The organism is Flavobacterium sp. Root186, from assembly GCF_001428525.1.
GTDB lineage: Bacteria > Bacteroidota > Bacteroidia > Flavobacteriales > Flavobacteriaceae > Flavobacterium.
The window spans coordinates 766,136-785,196 of record NZ_LMHW01000010.1 but is presented as its reverse complement, the minus strand read 5'-3'; the positions used below and the strand labels follow the sequence as shown (position 1 = coordinate 785,196).

The window sequence follows — 19,061 nt, the reverse complement described above, 5'->3', positions numbered from 1 at the left end:
AAACCTGGAACCTGAAACTTGAAACAAAAAAACTTACTCCGCTTTTAAGCGCAGGTTATTAATTACCTTTTTAGGAGACTCAAATTCGTATTTGATTTTGTCATTTTCTTTTACTTTCTGAACACCTTCAAGTAAGATTTTATCATTTTCATTAAGTCCCGTTTTAATCACATACAAATCAGGAATTTCTCCTGTAATAGTGATTTCTTTTGAGCTTACTTTATCATTTTTATCAACTATAAAAACATATTTTTTATCCTGAATTTCGTAAGTCGCTTTTTGCGGAATTACGATTGCATTTTTAAGAGGAACCATCATTTGAACTTGTCCAGTTTCTCCGTTTCTAAGTAATTTTGCTGAATTTGGGAATCTTGCTCTAAAAGCAATATTTCCTGTTTCGTTGTCAAATTCACTTTCGATAACTTCTACATTTCCTTTTTCTTTAAAAGTATCTCCATTTGCCAAAACCAAATTCACTTTATTTCCGGCACGGTCCTTAATATTGGTTTGATACTGAAGATATTCTGGTTCAGAAACGTTGAAATAAGCAAACATCTGGCTGTTGTCTGAAAGGCTTGTCAATAATTCGCCCTCGTCGATAAGACTTCCTAATTTTAAAGGAATTCTGTCGATTGTTCCGTCAAACGGAGCTCTGATTTCTGTGAATGATAAATGAAGTTTTGCTAATGCGACTTCTGCTTTTGCCGATTGCAATTTTGCCTGAGCAACGCTCAATTCGTTTTTAGAAACGATATTTTTATCTGCAAGTAATTTGGCATTTTGCAGTTCAATTTCTACTGATTTTTGTTCAGCCTGTGCTTTTAGTAATTCTGCCTGATACATATTTGGCATAATTCTGAACAACAGCTGACCTGCTTTTACAAACTGTCCCTCATCAACATAAATGTTTTGTAAAAACCCTTTTTCCTGAGCGCGGATTTCGATATTTCGAACAGACTTAATCTGCGAAACATATTGTTTAATAAATGAAGTATCAATTCTAACCGGGTTTGTAACCGTGAATTTTTCTGCTTCTTCTTTTTCTTCCTTTTTAGATGTACAGCTAGTTAGGCACACTAGGGCAATTAAGCCCGTGAACACGATAATTTTTTTCATGATTTAGTTTGGAAATTAAGCGATTGAATGCTTGGAATAATGATTTCTTTAGATGATAAAATGCATCAGCCAGCCTGAAGTCAGAACTTAATTTTCATATAAGCGGAAGTAAAAAAATATACATCAACGAGATATGCAGATCACGACTTAGGTAACCGATGTATACTGTAAAATCAAATTCTTAATACTCGTTGAGTAATGTAGATAGGATTTGAATGCCCTAAAGAAGGCGTAAAAATTTTAAAAAGATTGGAATCATTTGCAGCAGACTGATCTGAAAGTGCCAGATACAAATTGTCTACCAAACTGTACGAAACAGCAAAAAACTTATTCGTAAGTAAAGCATCATCATTTCCTAAAAGATCTTCTTCAAGATCAACATCGGCATCTTCAATTATAGAACTTCCACGATCCTGGCTCGTGAATTTAACTCTATGTTTCTGTGCAAGATTATGATGATGAGAAAAAGTATTTGCATTAAGATATTGACCTCCGCCTAGCAGAAGCAAATTCATGAATACTAAAAATACTATTAACTTTCTCATTTGGGTGCGAAAGTAGTAAAACTATCAAAACAAAAAAAGAATTTTTAACAAGGTTTAACAGTTATATAAAACGAAAACGTTTTCATTTTTTTATTACATTAAAATTACATTCAAAAACGACGTTTTTTTAAGTATTTTAAGACAATAAACATCTTACTATTAAATTGTTAGAAGAATGCCGGAATCTATTTTCAGAAATTGACTTCCATAATGGTAAATTCCTGTCCGGCTTTGGCAAAAGCTTTAAAAGTATCTTTCATTCCAAATTTTTCATAAAAGGCCTTTTTATTGGTTCTTGCATTGCACCAGACTTTTTCTAAATGCTTTTCTTTTGCAAACTGTAAAATATATTCTAAAAGATGAGAAGCGATTCCTTTTCCCTGATATTCTGTTAAAGTGGCTAATTTTCTAAACTGCATTTCTTTACCTTCAATAAAGCAGGAAACTATAGAAACCAATTTATGATCCTCAAAAACTCCAAAATGAAATCCTGAATTGTCTTCTTCTAATTGTACAAATTCAAAAGGCTGATCCGGCCACATTACTTCGTGTCTGATCTGCCAGGTTTCTGAAGCTTGAATTGCTTTGATTTCCATTTTATATTTATTTCTGATATTTCAAAATTACACTAATTTTAAAATAAAAAAGGGAATCTTTAAGTAGATCCCCTTTTTGGTTATATTGATTTTAGAATTACATAGTTCTTATAAAATAAACTTCAGAGTTGCTTTCGGTTATTTTTTGAACACCTTTTTTTTCATATTTTGCTATGTTAATGGCACGCATTACTTTAGAATCTTCATTTAAAAGACAATCCCAAATTCTGCCATCGGATAATATAATTGCCAAATATAAAGAATCAGATCTGTCATCGTTAAAGTAAAGTATATCCTCTGTCTTGATCAGTGTTTTCACTTTTGATTTGCGATCTCGTTCATAAAACAAAATTTTATCTTGTGCGACTTCTACTAATTTATCAACTTTTTGTTTTTTAAAATCCTCCTTGGCTGTAACGGTCCAAATTGGTTTATTACCGGTAATTAACCAAGTTCCGTTTATTTTTTCTAAAATATCTTTTCTTAAGATTTCTTTTAAGGTATCTACCTCTCTTAATGATTCCTGTCCAATTTGGCTTTCCGGTTTAATTTTGGATGCAATTGAAAACAAATCAAGAGCTTTTACATAATCTGATTTTTTTAAATATGAAACTGCCAATTCATATTTATTTTTCTGAAATGTCTCTTTTGAAGCATTTTGCGCTATACTTTTAACGGAAAAAAGCAAAATGATAAGGATCAAATAATTTTTCATCTCTTTAAACTTTATTTTATTTTTTGCAATAATAAGGTATTTTTCTTACAAATAAAATAAAGTTTAAATCGAAAGTTTTTTTAATTCGAAAATGAATTTAAAATTTCCATTGCTTGTTTGACATCTTTTTTATTGACAAAAATATGGTCGTGATAAAATGCGGCAACAACATTACAGCTTATATTATGATTTGAAAGTGCTTTCGAAAATGCAGCTGTTAAGCCCACAGCTTCGAGTGAAGAATGTACAGAAAGTGTTATCCATGACATTACAACGAAGTAATTCAGTTTCATTTTTACTGCTATTTCTTCTCTTAGAATAAGAGTTATAGCTTCTTTTTCTCTAAAAAACATTTCAACTTCATCTAAATTGAAATTCTCTAATTTATCAACTTTACAAAAAACATAATCTCCCTGTTTATGTTCAGGCTTCATCGTTTTAAGCAATTTTTGAAGATCTTTTTCTCCTGACATTTTTTCTGTTTTATTTTAAAAGCTTATCTAATTTTCCTTTTGTTTCAGGAAAGTTTTTATCCATTGCCAGCACTTTTTCATAATTTGCAATTGCATTTTTCTTGTCTCCGCTTGCTTCATAAAAATCGCCTAATGAATCGTATACATTTGGACTTTGCGGATAATTGGCAACATTTAGTTTGAATAAATATCCGGCAAGTTCTAAATCTTTTTTGCCGAGTGATTGATAGGCAAAGTTATTTACTGTGCTTTCCGGAACATCCACTTTATACCCTAAATGTTTTGAAACCTCTTTAAAGTGCTTTTCAATTTTGGCAAAAACTTCTTTATTAAAATCAATTTGTTCCGGTATAGAAAGCTTTAATTGATTGAATTTAAAGATAAAACGGAAAGCATCATAAGTTGCAATTAAGGGTACAGAACCATGATCATCTTCGTTATAATATTTGTAATCATAATTAAGATTGCTTTTTTTATTCTCTTTAAGAAAATCATTTAAATCTAAAATAGCTCTGATATGTCTGGTAAAAACAGTTGTGTCTTTTCTAACTTTTATCAAATCCATATGATCATCCATTGTATTTGCGGCTGCCAAAAACAATGAAATATTAGTTAAGTTTTTAGTGGCTAATTTTTTAGTGGTTTCTTTTAAAAACCGGTCGTGATCCCACCACATACTTGGATCAATAGCAACGTATGAATTGAATAAAGAAGTATGGTTGGTCAAAATATTCATAACAGTCAATCCTCCAAAAGAATGCCCAACTAATGTTTTGTATGGAGCAGTAGGATATTTAGTATTGATATACGGAATCAATTCTTTTTCCAGAAACTCTGCAAATTTTTCTCCGCCTCCAGATTGATCACTTACCGTTTTCGGTACAAACGGAAGATCAACCTCTGAATGTGTTGGCGTTAAATCCCGATTACGATTTGTATTTGTAATACCAACTACAATCATTTCCGGACAGTTTGTATTTCCGTTTATTTCGCTCAATTGTTCAATCATTCCCACAACAGAACTAAAATGAGCATCGCCATCAAGTAAATAAACAACCGGATATTTTTTTTTTGCAAAAACTCCTGCATATTTTAAACTTCTTGGAAGATGAATCCATATTTTTCTATTTTCATTTAAAATTTTAGACGAAATACTATCGATGGTTCCTATTTCGATTTTTGAATTTTTCTGAGAAAATCCAAAATTAGACAACATCAAAAAAATAAAAAACAAGGTTAGTTTATTCACTAAAATCCTTACTATGTTGCTTTTCATAATTGTTATTTTATTTTGATTGATTGTTAAAATATTTTTTTTATGACTGATAAAAAAACCGCCTTAATCATTAAAAAAAGACGGCTTTTAGATTTTTTATTTGGCTGCCCAAGTATTATTGTCTGGTGTCGCATCCATAAAAATACCGCCGTCCAGCGTAACTTTTTTAATTTGCTTTTTACTGCTTAAAGCTACTGAAACTGAATTTTGATTTTTCTCCCAAACTCCCGGAGTCTGATGTACCGTTTCTGTAGAGTTGTCTGCATACACTATATTTACATCAAACGGAATGGCAAAACCTCCTTTGTTTTCGATAGAAACTGCATTTTTTGAAACGTCTTTAACAGAAAGATCGATGTAATTGTTTGTAAAGAACCAGTTATTGAAAAACCAGTTCAGGTTTTTTCCTGAGGCTGTATTCATCGAATTAAAATAATCCCACGGAATTGGGTGTTTCCCGTTCCAGGTATCCATATAATGATGCAGTGATTTTTTAAATAAATCATCTCCAAGTAAATCTTTTAAAGCTATATAAGAAAGAGATGCTTTTCCGTAAGAGTTATTTCCATAACCCGGACCAGAAACTTGTGTTGACATTGAGATTATGGGCTGGTCTTCTTCTGTCGATTTGTCGTTAATGTATTGTTCCACTCTAAATTCTTTATAAAATTTATCTGCAGCTTCTTTTCCGTGTTCAGCAATACCAATTAAATATTCAAAAGTTGTTGCCCAGCCTTCATCCATAAAAGCGTAACGTGTTTCGTTGATTCCCATATAAAAAGGAAAATATGTATGTGCTACTTCATGATCCTGAACCAATTGAGCAAATTTTGGATCGTCCGTTTGCGAATCGTTACACATCATTGGATATTCCATATCTGCAAAACCCTGAAAAGCTGTCATTTTAGAAAATGGATACGGAACTCCAGGCCAATTGTTAGAAAACCAATCTAAAGCATACTGATTGTTTTTAATTGAATTTATAAAATCTGTTCCTTTCACATCATAAGCTGCCTGAACACTGGCGCGGCGATTTGTTTTTTTATCTACCACAACGCTGCTCGCATCCCATAAATAATGATCGCTTAAACCAAAGCAAACATCTGAGATATTTTTAACTTCAAATTTCCAGACATTCCAGTCGTTTTGCTTGGTGACGATACCGCTTTTCATTTCCTGTTCGTTTGCGATATGCATGATTTCATCTGTTATGTACGATTTTTTCAAACGTGCTGCAAAGTCAGGCTGTAAAACCTCATCTGGATTTAAGAAATCTCCGGTTGCATAAACCACATAATTTTTTGGTGCTTTTACAGAGTAAACATAATCGTTGAAATCATTGTAAAATTCCTGACGATCTGTATGGGCTAATCTGTCCCAGCCGTTATAATCATCAAAAACAGAAACTCTAGGATAACTATACGCTACAAAAAATGTAGTTTCGTCAATTTGTCCCTCTCTTCCGCTTTCTTTAGATAAAGGATAATTCCAGTCGATATTAATGGTAATTTTAGAATGTGGTGCAATTGCTTTTTTCAATTTCACGTTTCCAACCGTTCCCCAGCTTCTGGCATCTTCTTTATAGACTACGTCAGCTACTTTTAGAGATGTGATCGTTAATCCGTTACTTAAAAAATCATCACTTACGCTCCCGCCTCTTGGAGAAGAAGGTTTATGAAGATTATTTACAAATCGAATCGCAAGGTTTCTTAAACTATCGTTACTGTTGTTTTCGTAAACAATTGTTTCTGTTCCACTGACCAATTTTGTTTTGGCATCAACGGTAATATCCATTGTATATTTTCCATGGTTCTGCCAGTAGTTTTTTCCTGGTTTTCCGTCTTTCGAACGAGTACCTTTGGCGTAAGCTTCTTTAATATTTCGGGGCATATAAAGCTCTTGTGCAAAGCTGGTTTGTGCCAAAATCAAAAAAGCAATAAATGCAAATTGAGATAGTCTTTTTTTCATAAGTTGTTTTTTGGTTTGATGATTAAATGATGTTAATAAGACCCAATTTTTAAAATAATGTTACAAAACTTTATAAAATTATGTTTTTAAAGAATAAAAAAATTAAAAAAACTCAGAATCTTAGCAACTTAGAACCTCAGCAACTTGTAAAAAAAGAAAAACCGCCTAATTCAAAAAGAAAAAGACGGTATCTACAATTAATATATAACCTTGATACTACAAAATATAGTCGGTATTAATGAAGTTTGATTCTTTGCTGTTTAGCAATTCCTGCAAAATTTCATTGTTATAAGCGATATCTTTTGAAGCGACAAACGTACGAATTGAGAAAGAACGCAAAGCATCTGGAATACTTAAAGTACCAACTGCAGAATCTTTACGACCTGTAAATGGGAAAGCATCCGGACCTCTTTGGCAAGAACTGTTTAAGTTCACACGGCATACTAAGTTTACCAAAGCATCGATAAGCGGTGCAAGGGTTTTAATATCTTTTCCGAACAAACTTACCTGCTGTCCGTAATTTGATTCAGCCATATCTTCTAACGGCTGCTGAATATCTTTAAAAGAAATAATTGGCACTACCGGTCCAAATTGTTCTTCGTGATACACACGCATTTTGCTGTTTACCGGATACAAAACGGCTGGAAAAATAAAATTATCAGTATGTTTTCCTCCTTTTTCATTCAGGATTTTAGCACCTTTATGAACAGCATCGTCAATTAATCCCTGAATATAATGTGGTTTATCTGTTTCTGGAAGTGGTGTCAATGCAGCTCCTTTTTCCCACGGATTTCCAAACTGTAATGCATCCACTTTTTCAGAGAATCTTTTATTAAACTCTTCTATAATTGATTCGTGAACATATAAAACTTTTAATGCCGTACAACGCTGACCGTTAAAAGACAAAGTTCCTGTAATACATTCCTGAATTGCCAAATCTAAATCGGCATCCGGAAGAATAATCGCCGGGTTTTTAGCTTCTAATCCTAAAATTAAACGAAGTCTGTTTTTATTTGGATGCTGATCTTGTAAAGCAATCGCCGATTTACTGTTTCCAATTAATGCCAAAACATCAATTTTACCCGATTTCATAATTGGAGAAGCAACTTCTCTTCCTCTACCGTAGACGATATTGATAACACCTTTTGGAAAACTGCTTCTAAAAGCTTCTAACAATGGCGAAATACATAATACACCATGTTTAGCCGGTTTAAAGATCACAGTGTTACCCATAATCAAAGCCGGAATCAATAAAGAGAAAGTTTCGTTTAAAGGATAATTGTAAGGCCCAAGACATAAAACCACTCCAAGAGGTCCGCGGCGAATCATTGCGTTTACACCCTGCACTTTTTCAAAATGTGCGCTTCGTCCGTTTAATTCTTTGTAGCTGGCAATAGTATCATAAATATATTCGACAGTTCTGTCAAATTCTTTTTGAGAATCGCCAAGGTTTTTTCCAATTTCCCACATTAAAAGCTTCACTACTTCTTCGCGGGTTTCTTTCATTTGGGTAACGAAATTCTCCATGCATTTAATACGGTCCGCTACTTTCATAGTTGGCCATAATCCCTGACCTTTATTGTAAGCGGCATTTGCAGCTTCAACAACTTCGGCAGCTTCTGCTTCTGCCATAAACGGAATAGATCCTAATAATGTAGGCGTATATTTTTCTGTAGAAGAAATAGTCGAAAACACAGGTGTGGTTTGCCCTGTCCATTGTTTTAATTCTCCATTTACAAGGTAAGTATCTTGATTTATAAGGCTTTTAATCTCAAATTCTTCTGGTATTAAACTCATAATCTGGTAATTTTTATTTGGTTATTAATAGCGGTTTAATGAAAAAAGAGGCTCTTTTTCGCCTCTTTTTCATTTTATGGTTGTACGGTTTCGCCTTCCCAGTCCAGAATTCCGCCTAGCAGATTATAGGCATTTTCGATACCTAATTCATTCATAACCTGACATGCTTTAGCGCTTCTCGCTCCAGAACGGCAATACACGTAGTAATTTTTATTTTTATCTAATTCTTCGATTTCATAAATAAAACCCTGACCTTTATTGATATCAATGTTTAAAGCATTTTCAATATAGCCATCATTAAATTCGTCTTCAGTTCTTACGTCCAGTATAACTGCATTCTCGTCAGCAGCAAGCTGATTAACCCAATCTTCTTGTGATAAATTCATAATAAATGTGTTTTTGTAAAATTACGACGTTTCTATTAATTAAAAACGTACCAAATGCGATTTCGATTATTATTCTCAGAAAACGTTTTAGAGAAAGTATTATAATCAGTGAAACACAAATTTACTTACTATTTTTAAAAATACATCCTATAAAATCGATAGAAAATAGGATTTTTTCATTTGCGCAAAATACCTTTAAATATAGTTTTCTGATAATTAATGACAGTTGAAACTATTATCTTTGTAAAAAATTATAATTTTTAATCTCTTTTTGATAAAATGTTTTGCCATGAATTACATGAATGATTTATGTTGAAATTTATTTTGCCACTGATTAAAAGATTATAATGATCGGAAATATTCGCCACGAATTACACAAATTTTCACGAATTGATTTGTGTAAATTCGTGTAATTCGTGGCAAAAAAACAATACAATACATGCAAAATTCATTAAAAAACATCTTTCCTAATTTCTCCAGCGAACTTATTGCTACTATTGAAGAAAACGGAAGCCATCAGGATTTTGAGGCCGGAACTATTTTAATGCGCACCGGACAATATATTAAAAACACAGTTTTAATAACTAAAGGAAAAATCAAAATTTACCGTGAAGGCGAAGATGGAGGCGAATTTTTAATGTATTACCTGCAGCCCGGACAAGCCTGCGCCATTTCGATGATTTGTACCGCAAAAAGCGAGAAAAGCCAAATCATGGCAAAAGTTGTTGAAGATGTTTCAGTTATGATGATTCCGCTGCAAATGATGGACAAATGGATGATGGAACACAGATCGTGGTACGAATTTGTAATTGAAACTTATCGAAGTCGTTTTGAAGAAGTTCTGGAAGTTGTCGATAATATCGCTTTCCGATCTATGGATGAGCGTTTGGAATTTTACTTAAAAAGACATTCAGATGCCTGCGGCTGCTCTGAAGTCAAACTTTCACATCAGGAAATCGCCACCGAATTAAATACTTCAAGAGAAGTTGTTTCACGCTTACTAAAAAAAATGGAACAGCGAGGTTTGGTTAAACTAAACCGTAACCAGATTGAACTTTTAAAATAATTGCCCACGGGTTTTACGGATGAAACGGGTTAGCACTGATTTATTTTTTACCACAGATTAAAAGATTTGCATAGATTTTTTTTTAATATTTTATTTCACGCAGATTTTGCAGATTTAAGCAGATAATCGCAGATTTTATTTATTTCTAAATTAAATCTGCGATTATCTGCAAAATCTGCGTGAAAAAAAAATCTTTAATCTGTGTCAACCCGTTCCATCCGTAAAACCTGTGGGTAAAAATTCCCTATGTGATAAATGTTACTGTAGGATTCTAATTTCCGAAGCAACTTTGCATAAAAATAAATGCAATGGAATATTTAGGATATTTTGCTTCAATCATTATCGGGGTTTCGCTGGGCTTAATTGGTGGCGGGGGATCGATATTGACCATTCCTATTTTGGTGTATTTATTTAAAGTAAATCCTGATCAGGCTACTTCTTATTCTTTATTTATTGTTGGACTAACCGCATTATTTGGAAGTTACAGCCATTATAAAATGGGAAATCTTAAACTAAAATCAGCACTTTATTTTGCGATTCCTTCTGTAATTTCGATTTTGATCATCCGCGAAGTTATATTTCCCCAAATCGCTGCGACACTTTTTTCTGTAGCGTCATATACCGTTTCAAAAGATTTTCTGATTATGATTGTCTTTTCAGTTTTGATGATAACGGCGGCAATTTCGATGATTCGAAAAAACCTTCCGGAAATAAAAAGTACCGAAACCAATTATGTCCAATTAAGTATCATTGGTTTTTTAGTGGGAATTGTAACCGGGTTTCTTGGTGCCGGCGGTGGATTTTTAATTATTCCTGCCCTTTTATTTTTTGCAAAATTACCAATGAAGCAAGCTGTAGGAACTTCATTATTGATTATCACAATCAATTCTTCAATAGGTTTTGGAGGTGATTTATATATAGGAACTCCAATAGATTATACTTTTTTATTAGGCGTTTCTGGAATGGCACTTCTCGGAATGTTAATTGGAAGTCAGTTTTCTAAAAAAATCGACGGGACCAAATTAAAACCGCTTTTTGGCTGGTTTGTTCTTGTAATGGGTTTTTATATAATTGCTAAAGAGGTTTTATTTTAGAAATTATTTTCTCCCGCAGATTTAGCAGATAAAATAGATTTTTTCTTTAAATATTTTTGGATTTCGTTTCACTTGTAGATTAATCTATTTAAGCTATGTTCTTCTCTGATGTTTTAGCATTTGGTTTTCTGTAAAATAAATACCTTAAAACCAAAGTGTAAAAAGTAAAAATAGAAGTCGTTAAAGTTCCAACAACAAATAGAAACTCAGTTTGCGATAAAATAAAGAATTTATAAGATCGTCCAAAACCATGTAAAAGAATAACCAGAGCAATAAAAATTGCCCATCTTGCAGAAAACACAAAAGCTTTTTCAGCATTTTTTTGTCTTAACATTCGTTCAGAGCTTTCATTTGCCTGTTCGATTTCAAATCTTTTCAATTCTATATATTCCGAATGGCTTTTAGGATCATAAGGTTTCATTAAATGATTTTCCTTTTCTGCCTCTTTCGATACATCTTTCGGAACATTAATAATATCGTTTCCTAAAGCACTTTCCGGTAGTTTTTCAGCTAAAGTTTTTTCCATTAACTATTTAGTTTTTCCTGATAATATTCTTTAATTAAATCATTTCCAATTACAACATCATGCGTTCCATCCCAGGTTTTCGACCACGGACTCCCTTCTTCATGCGTTAGTGCTGAAAGCTGCAATCCGGATAAACCTTTGTAATTATTCCAGATTTTTTTCAGGAACTCTTTATCTTCTTCATTTAATGGCGTTTTTGCAGATATATTCAACAAAAACGGATCAACAGGATCTTTCCCAAACATTCGTATTGCATAATACAAATCCGGAATAACCGCCCCGTATTTCCAGGCCTGAATCTCGTTTTCAAAAAGTGGTTTTCCGGTAATTCCTAAATGCCATCCATCTGAAATATAAGTAAGCTTTAGCAATTTCATTGGGTCAAGTCCCTGACCTTCTTCTTTTGCTAATTCTATGAAATACTTTGCTATATCAAAACAATTATACATTTTCTAAAATTTTAATTATTTCTCTTCTAACAAAACTAAGAAAATCCCAATCAAATACACTATTTGTAAAAATTATATTAAAGGAAATTTAATATGGGGTCTAAAATACCTTTTTATAAATGAGAAGTTTTTGGGCGTTTCCTTTCCCGATAGCTATCGGGAGGCTATCCGCTATATCTTTTGTTTTTACAGAAAAAACAAAAAGGATACCGTTCCTATCCCTAACGCAGACTTGGGTAATTATAAAATTAGATATCAGACTTTATCATTTTACTTTTTCCAAGACTCTAAAATGTCTTTATTATCTAATATAAACTTTTTGTTATTTCTATAAACTGTAATAATTGTTTCGCCTCTTTTCTTTACAATTGAATCTCCAATCATAATTTTTGGCCAAAATTGACCAAAAACTGAGAACTTAGTATCATTGTTAAGATAAATCATGGCAGCATTATGATTATATTTTTCAAATCCTTTATCAATTACCAACCCCTGAAAATTTTCTTCTTGAATATTTTTTAGTCCATCATTATATCTTTTTTTGTCTGTATATAAATGATCTGACAAAAAGAAAATGGCAAAAATAGCTACTCCAACGTTTAAAGCTATTTTCAATTGCTTAACTGAAAACTTAAAGCTTTCTTTTTTCATATATATATTTTCAATTCCCTCCAACTTTAGCTGGAGGTAAACAAATCTATATAAATAAAAGGCTTTAGCCAAACTTTACGATTTTGGCTAAAGCCACTAAATATCAATAAAAAACCTCCAGTTAAAACTGGAGGCTATTAAATGTAATTCTTTTTCAAAAATAAGGGCTATTTTTCTAATATCGTAACTTTAAAAAACCGTTGATTAAAACCAACGGCTATTCATATTAATTCGTAAAAATTCGTGCAATTCGTGGCAAAAAACCATTAATGTTCCCCATACCCAATATCATCCATTTTACCACTAAAAACACGATACTGAATAATAAAATAAATTATCACAAGAAACAAAGCTACAAAAAACCAGCTCATTCCGGCATTTAATCCGTATTCTCCGGCGGCAGTATTATAAATCGTTAACGATGGATTTACTTTATTGGTTGAAGGCAGAACATTTGGAAAAATCGAAACGGCTGTTGAAGCAAATCCTCCCACTAAAAAGAAAGTAGAAAACATAAATCCATAACCGTCTTTTTGAAACGAACGTACTTTGAATAATCCCAAAATTCCAACGAAAGTCAAAAGCGGGAAAAACCAAAGAATTGGATTTTCAACGAAATTATGAAACGGTTTGGGCTCGATAAAATGCCAAACCTGCAATGAAATACAAACTAAAACCAACAGAACAATATTCAATGCAAAAACAACTTTTTTAAGCTTCGGATTTAGAGATGAATTCGTTTTATAAATAATCCAGTTTGCACCGTGAATTGTTAAAGCGACAGTGCTCACAATTCCAAGGAAAAGTGTAAACCAGTCAATAATTCCCAATTCATTTGCCTGCGGACTAAATGTTGGGTTCCATAAAGGCAAAAAGAAATAATGTGCTTCCTGTGTTGAAACTCCATTTTGAACCATTCCCAAATTTACGCCTCGAACAATATTTCCTAAAGCAATCCCAAAGAAAAGTGCCAAAAGTAAACTTGCAATTCCAAAAGCCTTATCCCAAATAGTCTCCCACATGGCGTTATGAATCTGTCCGCGCATTTCCAATCCGATAGCACGGAAAATCAAAAGCCATAAAATCATAATCAACGGCAGATAAAATCCGCTGAAAGAAGAAGCATATAAAGTAGGGAAAGCAAAAAACAAAACCCCTCCGGCCGCAATAAGCCAGACTTCATTGGCATCCCAAAATGGACCAATAGCACTTGTAATTGCTTTTTTATCTTTTTCTGTATCGGCAAAAAATAAATGAATAATTCCTGCTCCAAAATCATAACCGTCCAAAACCAGATAAACGGCCAGGATTCCCATTAAAACTACGTACCAAAAAAATTCCATACTTATATTTTTTCTGTTGAAAGTTCCACGTGGCGAGGTCCTTTATTTATAATTTTTCCAATCAAAAGTAAAAACAACATTCCCAGTAAAAGGTATAAACCAATAAAACCCAGCAATGTAAACAAGGTATTTCCGGATGAAACCGTTGGCGAAGCTCCGGCTGCAGTTCGCAGCAAATTGTAAACCAGCCACGGCTGTCTTCCTAATTCGGCCGTGTACCAGCCTGTTGTATTGGCGATATATGGAAATGGCATCATGAACATTAATGACCATAAAATCCATTTGGTTTCAAATAATTTCCCTCTGATTAATTGGAACAGCGAAATCACCATTAAACCAATAAAAACCGTCCCGAGACCAACCATAATATGATACGCATAATACAATCCCGAAATATTAGTTGGATGCAGATCTTCTTCAAACTGATCTAAACCTTTAATTTCCTGATCCCAGTTTCCGTAAGTCAGGAAACTCAAAATATTAGGAACAGCAATTTTATTATCGAGTTTTTTATCTTTTACATCGGGCTGGCCAATTAAAACAATTTCAGAACCCCTCTCTTCCGTATGAAAAATTCCTTCCATTCCGGCAAAAGTCACAGGTTGATATTTTACAACATTTTTTGCCAGTAAATCTCCTGTTGGAACAGCTACTATAACACTAGAAATCAATCCGAAGATAACTCCTGTTTTTAGGAACAATTTCCCAAAAGAAACATTCTTCTGGCTTAAAATATAGAAAGCCCCAATTCCGGCTACAACAAACGAACTTGTCACCAAAGAAGCGGCTTGATTGTGTAGATAGGAAGGCCAAAGCCAAGGATTTAAAAATAAAGCCTGAAAATTATTCAGAACAAATTTTCCGTTTTCGAGAATTTCATAACCCACCGGATTCTGCATCCACGAATGTGTGGCAATAATTAAAAATCCGCTGGCCCAGGAACCAATACAAATTAATAATCCGGTTACAAAATGCCATTTATGCCCAAGGAGTTTTTCTCCAAATAAAAATATTCCGAGAAAAGAAGATTCGAGAAAGAAAGAAAACATTCCTTCCATTGCCAAAGTCTGCCCAATAATTCCGCCTGTTAATTCAGAAAATTTTGCCCAGTTCGTCCCAAATTGAAATTCCATCGGAATTCCGGTTACAACGCCCATTGCAAAATTCAGGGCGAAGATTTTCATCCAGAAATGGGTGGCGTGATTGTATTGTTCGTCTTTAGTTTTTAAGTATTTCCATTTGAAGTAAACAATAATGAGCGAAAGACCCATTGTAAGCTGCGGAAAAAGATAATGAAAAGTAATGGTGAAGGCGAATTGCATTCGATCATAAAAGAGCATTTCTTCCATAAAGTGGTATTGTTTTAGGAGATTCCACAAATTTAACCATTACAACCCGAATTGTCGCTTTAAAAAAGAGTTTCTTTTTAAAATTTTAAACCATATAAGTGATATAAGTTCATTTTAGTTTTTTGTGTAAAACTCACATTTACTTATATCACTTATATGGTGAAAATCATTTTTTCAAAATTCCTTTTTCTACGCTTTCGTTTATCAAACCTTCGGCGTAATTCCATAAAGATGCTGAACCGTTTTTTATTACGCTTTTCTTCTCATAAACCTTGTCGTAATTCACACCAAACTCCTTCCATGTCCCGCCATTGTTAGAAGTATTTTGCAATAAAGGTTCTAATCTGTCCATTGATCTTGCAAATTTGGCTTCGTTGGTTTCTCCTGCTTCAAATTCTTCCCAAATAGCAATAAAATCTTCTGCTTGTTTTTTAGGCAGTAAGCCAAAAATTCGATTTGCTGCTAAACGTTCTTCATCAGTATTATCATGATTTTTTACTGTATCGTACATAAAAACATCTCCTGCATCAATTTCTACAATATCATGAATCAAAACCATTTTCACAACTTTCAAAACATCAATCGGTTCATTTGAATGTTCGGCTAAAACAATCGCCATTAAAGCCAGGTGCCAGCTGTGTTCTGCATCATTTTCGCATCGATCGCTGTTAAACAGTTTTGTTCTACGCTGAATATATTTTACTTTATCAATTTCTTTTATAAAAGCAATCTGATTCAATAAGTCTGCTGTATTCATATCAATAATTTTCGTCAGTTGTAAAATTACATAGATTTTTTTTTCCACCATAAGTATAAGTTCATTTTAGCAAAACGCAGATTATGCGGTGCCTTAAATTTGCTTATATCACTTATATGGTTAAATTCCTTCTTTTTACACAAAAATCAAATTTCTGTAACATTAGTCACCTATTTTAAAAGAAAACAGAGTTATCTTTGTATTCCCAATATTTTTCAATTCATATCATGAAAATAGAACAAATTTACACCGGATGCCTCGCACAAGGTGCATACTATATAACTTCTAACGGAGAAGCAGCTATCATTGATCCGTTAAGAGAAATCCAGCCTTATTTAGATCGTTTAGAACGTGATAACGTTAAATTGAAATATATTTTTGAAACGCATTTTCACGCTGATTTTGTTTCCGGACATATCGATTTAAGTAAAGAAACGGAAGCTCCAATTGTTTATGGACCAAATGCTGCCTGCGAATTTGACTGCATTTCTGCAAAAGACGGACAGGAATTTAAGCTTGGAAATGTAACGATAAAAGCATTGCATACTCCGGGTCATACCATGGAAAGCACTACTTATTTATTGATTGACAAAGACGGAAAAGATTATGCGATTTTTTCTGGTGATACCTTATTTATAGGCGATGTTGGCCGTCCGGATTTGGCACAAAAAGCAGCCGGAATGACACAAGACCAATTGGCGGGAATTTTATTTCACTCTTTAAGAAATAAAATCATGACCCTGGCTGATGATGTAATCGTTTATCCAGCGCATGGTGCAGGAAGCGCCTGTGGAAAAAACATGAGCAAAGAAACAGTTTCAACAATTGGAAACCAGAAAGCGACAAATTATGCTTTGCGCGCCAACATGACGGAAGCTGAATTTATTGAAGAAGTAACTGACGGATTATTGCCTCCTCCAGCCTACTTCAGCATGAATGTTGCCATGAATAAACAAGGTTATGAAAGTTTTGAAACGGTTTTACATAATGGAATGAAAGCCATAAAGGCAGAAGAATTTGAGGCTGTTGCCGAAGAAACCGGAGCGTTGATTTTAGATACACGCAAAAGCGGCGATTTTGCCAAAGGATTTATTCCGCAGTCTATTAATATTGGAATCAACGGTGATTTTGCTCCGTGGGTTGGAACTTTAGTGGGCGATGTAAAACAACCTATTATATTAGTAACCGAATTAGGCCTTGAAGAAGAAACGGTTACGCGTTTAAGCCGTGTTGGTTTTGATTCGATTATCGGACATTTAGAAGGCGGTTTTGAAGCTTGGGAAAATGCTGGTTTTGAAATTGATACCGTTAATAGAATTTCAGCAGAAGAATTTGCAAATCAATTTAATATCAAAGAAGATAAAGTTATTGATGTTCGTAAAGAAACTGAATACGAAGCAGAACATATCGAAGATGCTTACAGCAAACCTTTGGCTTATATTAATGACTGGGTAAAAGACATTAACCCAAATGAACATTTTTATCTGCATTGCGCAGGTGGGTATCGCAGTATGATCGCAGCTTCGATTTTACAGGCTCGCGGTTTCAGAAATTTTAGCGAAATTGACGGCGGTTTTGGAGCCATCGCAAAAACTGAAATCCCAAAATCAGATTTTGTCTGCCAGAGTAAAGTATTAAATAATAATTAAAGGCACAGAGAGGCAAAGGTTCAAAGGAACAAAGTTTTTCCTTTTTTCAATCTCAACCTTTGAACCTCTGTCGCTTTGAACCTTTGAACCTAAAAAAATGAGTTTACTAGAAATTATTCAAGAACCTTGGCCTTGGTATGTTGCTGGTCCTTTGATCGGATTGACTGTTCCTATTTTATTGATTATCGGAAATAAATCTTTTGGGATTAGTTCTTCGCTTCGCCATATTTGTGCGGCTTGTATTCCAACGAATATTTCGTTTTTTAAATACGACTGGAAAAAAGAAAGCTGGAATTTATTCTTTGTTTTAGGAATATTTCTTGGCGGTGTTATTGCAGCTTACTTTTTATCAAATCCAAATGTCGTTCAAATTACTCCGGAACTTTCACAGCAATTGTCTTCTTATGGAATCACAGATCATTCTGGTTTAGTTCCTTCGCAATTATTTTCCTGGGAAAGTTTATTGACGCTTCGCGGATTTATCATGATTGTGGTTGGTGGATTTTTAGTTGGTTTTGGAACACGTTATGCCGGCGGATGTACGAGTGGGCACGCCATTATGGGATTATCAAATCTGCAATGGCCGTCTCTTGTTGCAACAATCTGTTTTATGATTGGCGGTTTTGTAATGTCTCTTTTGATTTTACCTTATATTCTTTCACTTTAAAATTTCAAAAATGAGCAATTTAGAAAATAAAAATACAGATACTGAAGGAATCAATGGAAGTCAAATTAAAGATTCAGGATTCGCTAACCTTAAATATTTAATCGTCGGAATCTTTTTCGGAATTGTATTTGTAAAAGCCGAAATCATCAGCTGGTTTCGCATTCAGGAAATGTTTCATTTACAGTCATTCTTTATGTATGGCGTAATTGGGAGCGCAGTTGTTGTTGGCGTTCTATCTGTTTTTATCATTAAAAAATTCAATATAAAAACACTTCAAGGTGAGAAAATCGAAATTCAGCCAAAGACTTTCAGCAAAGGACAAATCTATGGCGGATTACTATTTGGTTTTGGATGGGCAATTACGGGAGCTTGTCCCGGGCCTCTTTTTGCTCAAATTGGGACTGGTGCAACTGTAATTATTGTTACTTTATTAAGTGCCATTGCAGGAACCTGGTTTTATGGCTGGATTAAGGACAAACTTCCTCATTAATTTTTGTTTCAGGTTTTAAGTTGCAGGTTGCTTAACGAAACCTAAAAAATAAGACTCAATTCATTCCATAGGAATGTCTGGTCGGTAACAAAATTAGATTTGAGTTGTGGTGTACGTTCCGTAGGAACGTTTGATTAACGAGCCAAGT

Annotated in this window: 20 protein-coding genes; 5 read left to right on the top strand and 15 right to left on the bottom strand. The window is 33.6% G+C overall.

The window, feature by feature from the left end; genetic code table 11:
• Positions 1-33 precede the first annotated feature (33 nt).
• The 9 genes from ASD98_RS07295 to ASD98_RS07255 all read right to left on the bottom strand — a co-directional run bounded on the left by ASD98_RS07295 (position 34) and on the right by ASD98_RS07255 (position 8,872).
• On the bottom strand, positions 34-1,116 hold the full coding sequence (locus ASD98_RS07295; RefSeq protein WP_056202112.1) for an efflux RND transporter periplasmic adaptor subunit: 1,083 nt from the start codon (positions 1,114-1,116) through the stop codon (positions 34-36).
• A 173-nt stretch (positions 1,117-1,289) separates the two neighbouring features.
• The gene (locus ASD98_RS07290; protein ID WP_056202109.1) at positions 1,290-1,661 is read right to left on the bottom strand and encodes a hypothetical protein; all 372 of its coding nucleotides are present in this window, start codon (positions 1,659-1,661) and stop codon (positions 1,290-1,292) included.
• A gap of 191 nt (positions 1,662-1,852) precedes the next feature.
• Positions 1,853-2,257 carry a GNAT family N-acetyltransferase gene (locus ASD98_RS07285; protein ID WP_056202106.1) on the bottom strand — a complete coding sequence of 135 codons (405 nt, stop codon included), beginning with the start codon at positions 2,255-2,257 and terminating at the stop codon, positions 1,853-1,855.
• A 97-nt stretch (positions 2,258-2,354) separates the two neighbouring features.
• Positions 2,355-2,972 (bottom strand): hypothetical protein, encoded by a 618-nt coding sequence (locus tag ASD98_RS07280; RefSeq protein WP_056202103.1) that lies wholly within the window; start codon positions 2,970-2,972, stop codon positions 2,355-2,357.
• 80 nt (positions 2,973-3,052) lie between these two features.
• Entirely contained in the window at positions 3,053-3,445 is a 393-nt protein-coding gene (locus ASD98_RS07275) for an ACT domain-containing protein (protein WP_056202101.1), read from the bottom strand.
• Positions 3,446-3,455: 10 nt separating this feature from the next.
• Positions 3,456-4,721, bottom strand: coding sequence for an alpha/beta hydrolase-fold protein (locus tag ASD98_RS07270; RefSeq protein WP_056202098.1), 1,266 nt, complete (start codon positions 4,719-4,721; stop codon positions 3,456-3,458).
• A gap of 96 nt (positions 4,722-4,817) precedes the next feature.
• A complete protein-coding gene (locus ASD98_RS07265; protein WP_056202095.1) occupies positions 4,818-6,689 on the bottom strand; it encodes a M1 family metallopeptidase in 1,872 nt (623 codons plus the stop codon).
• Between the two features lie 216 nt (positions 6,690-6,905).
• The gene (locus ASD98_RS07260) at positions 6,906-8,486 is read right to left on the bottom strand and encodes an NADP-dependent glyceraldehyde-3-phosphate dehydrogenase (protein WP_056202092.1); all 1,581 of its coding nucleotides are present in this window, start codon (positions 8,484-8,486) and stop codon (positions 6,906-6,908) included.
• A 74-nt stretch (positions 8,487-8,560) separates the two neighbouring features.
• On the bottom strand, positions 8,561-8,872 hold the full coding sequence (locus tag ASD98_RS07255; RefSeq protein ID WP_053473922.1) for a rhodanese-like domain-containing protein: 312 nt from the start codon (positions 8,870-8,872) through the stop codon (positions 8,561-8,563).
• Positions 8,873-9,311: 439 nt separating this feature from the next.
• On the opposite strand from ASD98_RS07255, the gene ASD98_RS07250 reads away from it, so the two are divergent.
• Together ASD98_RS07250 and ASD98_RS07245 are read left to right on the top strand one after the other, a co-directional pair.
• Positions 9,312-9,938 carry a Crp/Fnr family transcriptional regulator gene (locus tag ASD98_RS07250; protein WP_056202089.1) on the top strand — a complete coding sequence of 209 codons (627 nt, stop codon included), beginning with the start codon at positions 9,312-9,314 and terminating at the stop codon, positions 9,936-9,938.
• 308 nt (positions 9,939-10,246) lie between these two features.
• A complete protein-coding gene (locus ASD98_RS07245; protein WP_056202086.1) occupies positions 10,247-11,032 on the top strand; it encodes a sulfite exporter TauE/SafE family protein in 786 nt (261 codons plus the stop codon).
• 88 nt (positions 11,033-11,120) lie between these two features.
• Here ASD98_RS07245 and ASD98_RS07240 read toward each other — a convergent pair whose 3' ends face one another.
• From ASD98_RS07240 to ASD98_RS07215, 6 genes are all read right to left on the bottom strand, one after another.
• Positions 11,121-11,558: a hypothetical protein gene (locus ASD98_RS07240; protein WP_056202083.1), complete on the bottom strand. Its 438-nt coding sequence runs from the start codon at positions 11,556-11,558 to the stop codon at positions 11,121-11,123.
• Positions 11,558-12,007, bottom strand: a complete 450-nt coding sequence (locus ASD98_RS07235; RefSeq protein WP_056202080.1) for a Panacea domain-containing protein — start codon at positions 12,005-12,007, stop codon at positions 11,558-11,560. The genes ASD98_RS07240 and ASD98_RS07235 overlap by 1 nt, the downstream gene beginning before the upstream one ends.
• 270 nt (positions 12,008-12,277) lie before the next feature.
• Entirely contained in the window at positions 12,278-12,658 is a 381-nt protein-coding gene (locus ASD98_RS07230; RefSeq protein ID WP_128414791.1) for a hypothetical protein, read from the bottom strand.
• A gap of 266 nt (positions 12,659-12,924) precedes the next feature.
• Positions 12,925-14,001, bottom strand: coding sequence for a cytochrome d ubiquinol oxidase subunit II (gene cydB / locus ASD98_RS07225; RefSeq protein ID WP_056202075.1), 1,077 nt, complete (start codon positions 13,999-14,001; stop codon positions 12,925-12,927).
• 2 nt (positions 14,002-14,003) lie between these two features.
• The gene (locus ASD98_RS07220) at positions 14,004-15,350 is read right to left on the bottom strand and encodes a cytochrome ubiquinol oxidase subunit I (protein ID WP_056202071.1); all 1,347 of its coding nucleotides are present in this window, start codon (positions 15,348-15,350) and stop codon (positions 14,004-14,006) included.
• A 166-nt stretch (positions 15,351-15,516) separates the two neighbouring features.
• Positions 15,517-16,107, bottom strand: coding sequence for an HD family hydrolase (locus ASD98_RS07215; RefSeq protein ID WP_056203259.1), 591 nt, complete (start codon positions 16,105-16,107; stop codon positions 15,517-15,519).
• Positions 16,108-16,334: 227 nt separating this feature from the next.
• On the opposite strand from ASD98_RS07215, the gene ASD98_RS07210 reads away from it, so the two are divergent.
• The 3 genes from ASD98_RS07210 to ASD98_RS07200 all read left to right on the top strand — a co-directional run bounded on the left by ASD98_RS07210 (position 16,335) and on the right by ASD98_RS07200 (position 18,913).
• Positions 16,335-17,756: a rhodanese-like domain-containing protein gene (locus ASD98_RS07210; RefSeq protein ID WP_056202068.1), complete on the top strand. Its 1,422-nt coding sequence runs from the start codon at positions 16,335-16,337 to the stop codon at positions 17,754-17,756.
• A gap of 97 nt (positions 17,757-17,853) precedes the next feature.
• On the top strand, positions 17,854-18,423 hold the full coding sequence (locus tag ASD98_RS07205; protein WP_056202065.1) for a YeeE/YedE family protein: 570 nt from the start codon (positions 17,854-17,856) through the stop codon (positions 18,421-18,423).
• 10 nt (positions 18,424-18,433) lie between these two features.
• Positions 18,434-18,913, top strand: a complete 480-nt coding sequence (locus ASD98_RS07200) for a DUF6691 family protein (RefSeq protein WP_056202062.1) — start codon at positions 18,434-18,436, stop codon at positions 18,911-18,913.
• The last annotated feature ends 148 nt before the right edge of the window (positions 18,914-19,061 follow it).

What these genes read in the sequence shown, in the direction of transcription:
- ASD98_RS07295 (WP_056202112.1), bottom strand. Translation starts at nt 1,116, where the DNA reads ATGAAAAAAATTATCGTGTTCACGGGCTTAATTGCCCTAGTGTGCCTA.
- ASD98_RS07290 (WP_056202109.1), bottom strand. Translation starts at nt 1,661, where the DNA reads ATGAGAAAGTTAATAGTATTTTTAGTATTCATGAATTTGCTTCTGCTA.
- ASD98_RS07285 (WP_056202106.1), bottom strand. Translation starts at nt 2,257, where the DNA reads ATGGAAATCAAAGCAATTCAAGCTTCAGAAACCTGGCAGATCAGACAC.
- ASD98_RS07280 (WP_056202103.1), bottom strand. Translation starts at nt 2,972, where the DNA reads ATGAAAAATTATTTGATCCTTATCATTTTGCTTTTTTCCGTTAAAAGT.
- ASD98_RS07275 (WP_056202101.1), bottom strand. Translation starts at nt 3,445, where the DNA reads ATGTCAGGAGAAAAAGATCTTCAAAAATTGCTTAAAACGATGAAGCCT.
- ASD98_RS07270 (WP_056202098.1), bottom strand. Translation starts at nt 4,721, where the DNA reads ATGAAAAGCAACATAGTAAGGATTTTAGTGAATAAACTAACCTTGTTT.
- ASD98_RS07265 (WP_056202095.1), bottom strand. Translation starts at nt 6,689, where the DNA reads ATGAAAAAAAGACTATCTCAATTTGCATTTATTGCTTTTTTGATTTTG.
- ASD98_RS07260 (WP_056202092.1), bottom strand. Translation starts at nt 8,486, where the DNA reads ATGAGTTTAATACCAGAAGAATTTGAGATTAAAAGCCTTATAAATCAA.
- ASD98_RS07255 (WP_053473922.1), bottom strand. Translation starts at nt 8,872, where the DNA reads ATGAATTTATCACAAGAAGATTGGGTTAATCAGCTTGCTGCTGACGAG.
- ASD98_RS07250 (WP_056202089.1), top strand. Translation starts at nt 9,312, where the DNA reads ATGCAAAATTCATTAAAAAACATCTTTCCTAATTTCTCCAGCGAACTT.
- ASD98_RS07245 (WP_056202086.1), top strand. Translation starts at nt 10,247, where the DNA reads ATGGAATATTTAGGATATTTTGCTTCAATCATTATCGGGGTTTCGCTG.
- ASD98_RS07240 (WP_056202083.1), bottom strand. Translation starts at nt 11,558, where the DNA reads ATGGAAAAAACTTTAGCTGAAAAACTACCGGAAAGTGCTTTAGGAAAC.
- ASD98_RS07235 (WP_056202080.1), bottom strand. Translation starts at nt 12,007, where the DNA reads ATGTATAATTGTTTTGATATAGCAAAGTATTTCATAGAATTAGCAAAA.
- ASD98_RS07230 (WP_128414791.1), bottom strand. Translation starts at nt 12,658, where the DNA reads ATGAAAAAAGAAAGCTTTAAGTTTTCAGTTAAGCAATTGAAAATAGCT.
- cydB (WP_056202075.1), bottom strand. Translation starts at nt 14,001, where the DNA reads ATGGAATTTTTTTGGTACGTAGTTTTAATGGGAATCCTGGCCGTTTAT.
- ASD98_RS07220 (WP_056202071.1), bottom strand. Translation starts at nt 15,350, where the DNA reads ATGGAAGAAATGCTCTTTTATGATCGAATGCAATTCGCCTTCACCATT.
- ASD98_RS07215 (WP_056203259.1), bottom strand. Translation starts at nt 16,107, where the DNA reads ATGAATACAGCAGACTTATTGAATCAGATTGCTTTTATAAAAGAAATT.
- ASD98_RS07210 (WP_056202068.1), top strand. Translation starts at nt 16,335, where the DNA reads ATGAAAATAGAACAAATTTACACCGGATGCCTCGCACAAGGTGCATAC.
- ASD98_RS07205 (WP_056202065.1), top strand. Translation starts at nt 17,854, where the DNA reads ATGAGTTTACTAGAAATTATTCAAGAACCTTGGCCTTGGTATGTTGCT.
- ASD98_RS07200 (WP_056202062.1), top strand. Translation starts at nt 18,434, where the DNA reads ATGAGCAATTTAGAAAATAAAAATACAGATACTGAAGGAATCAATGGA.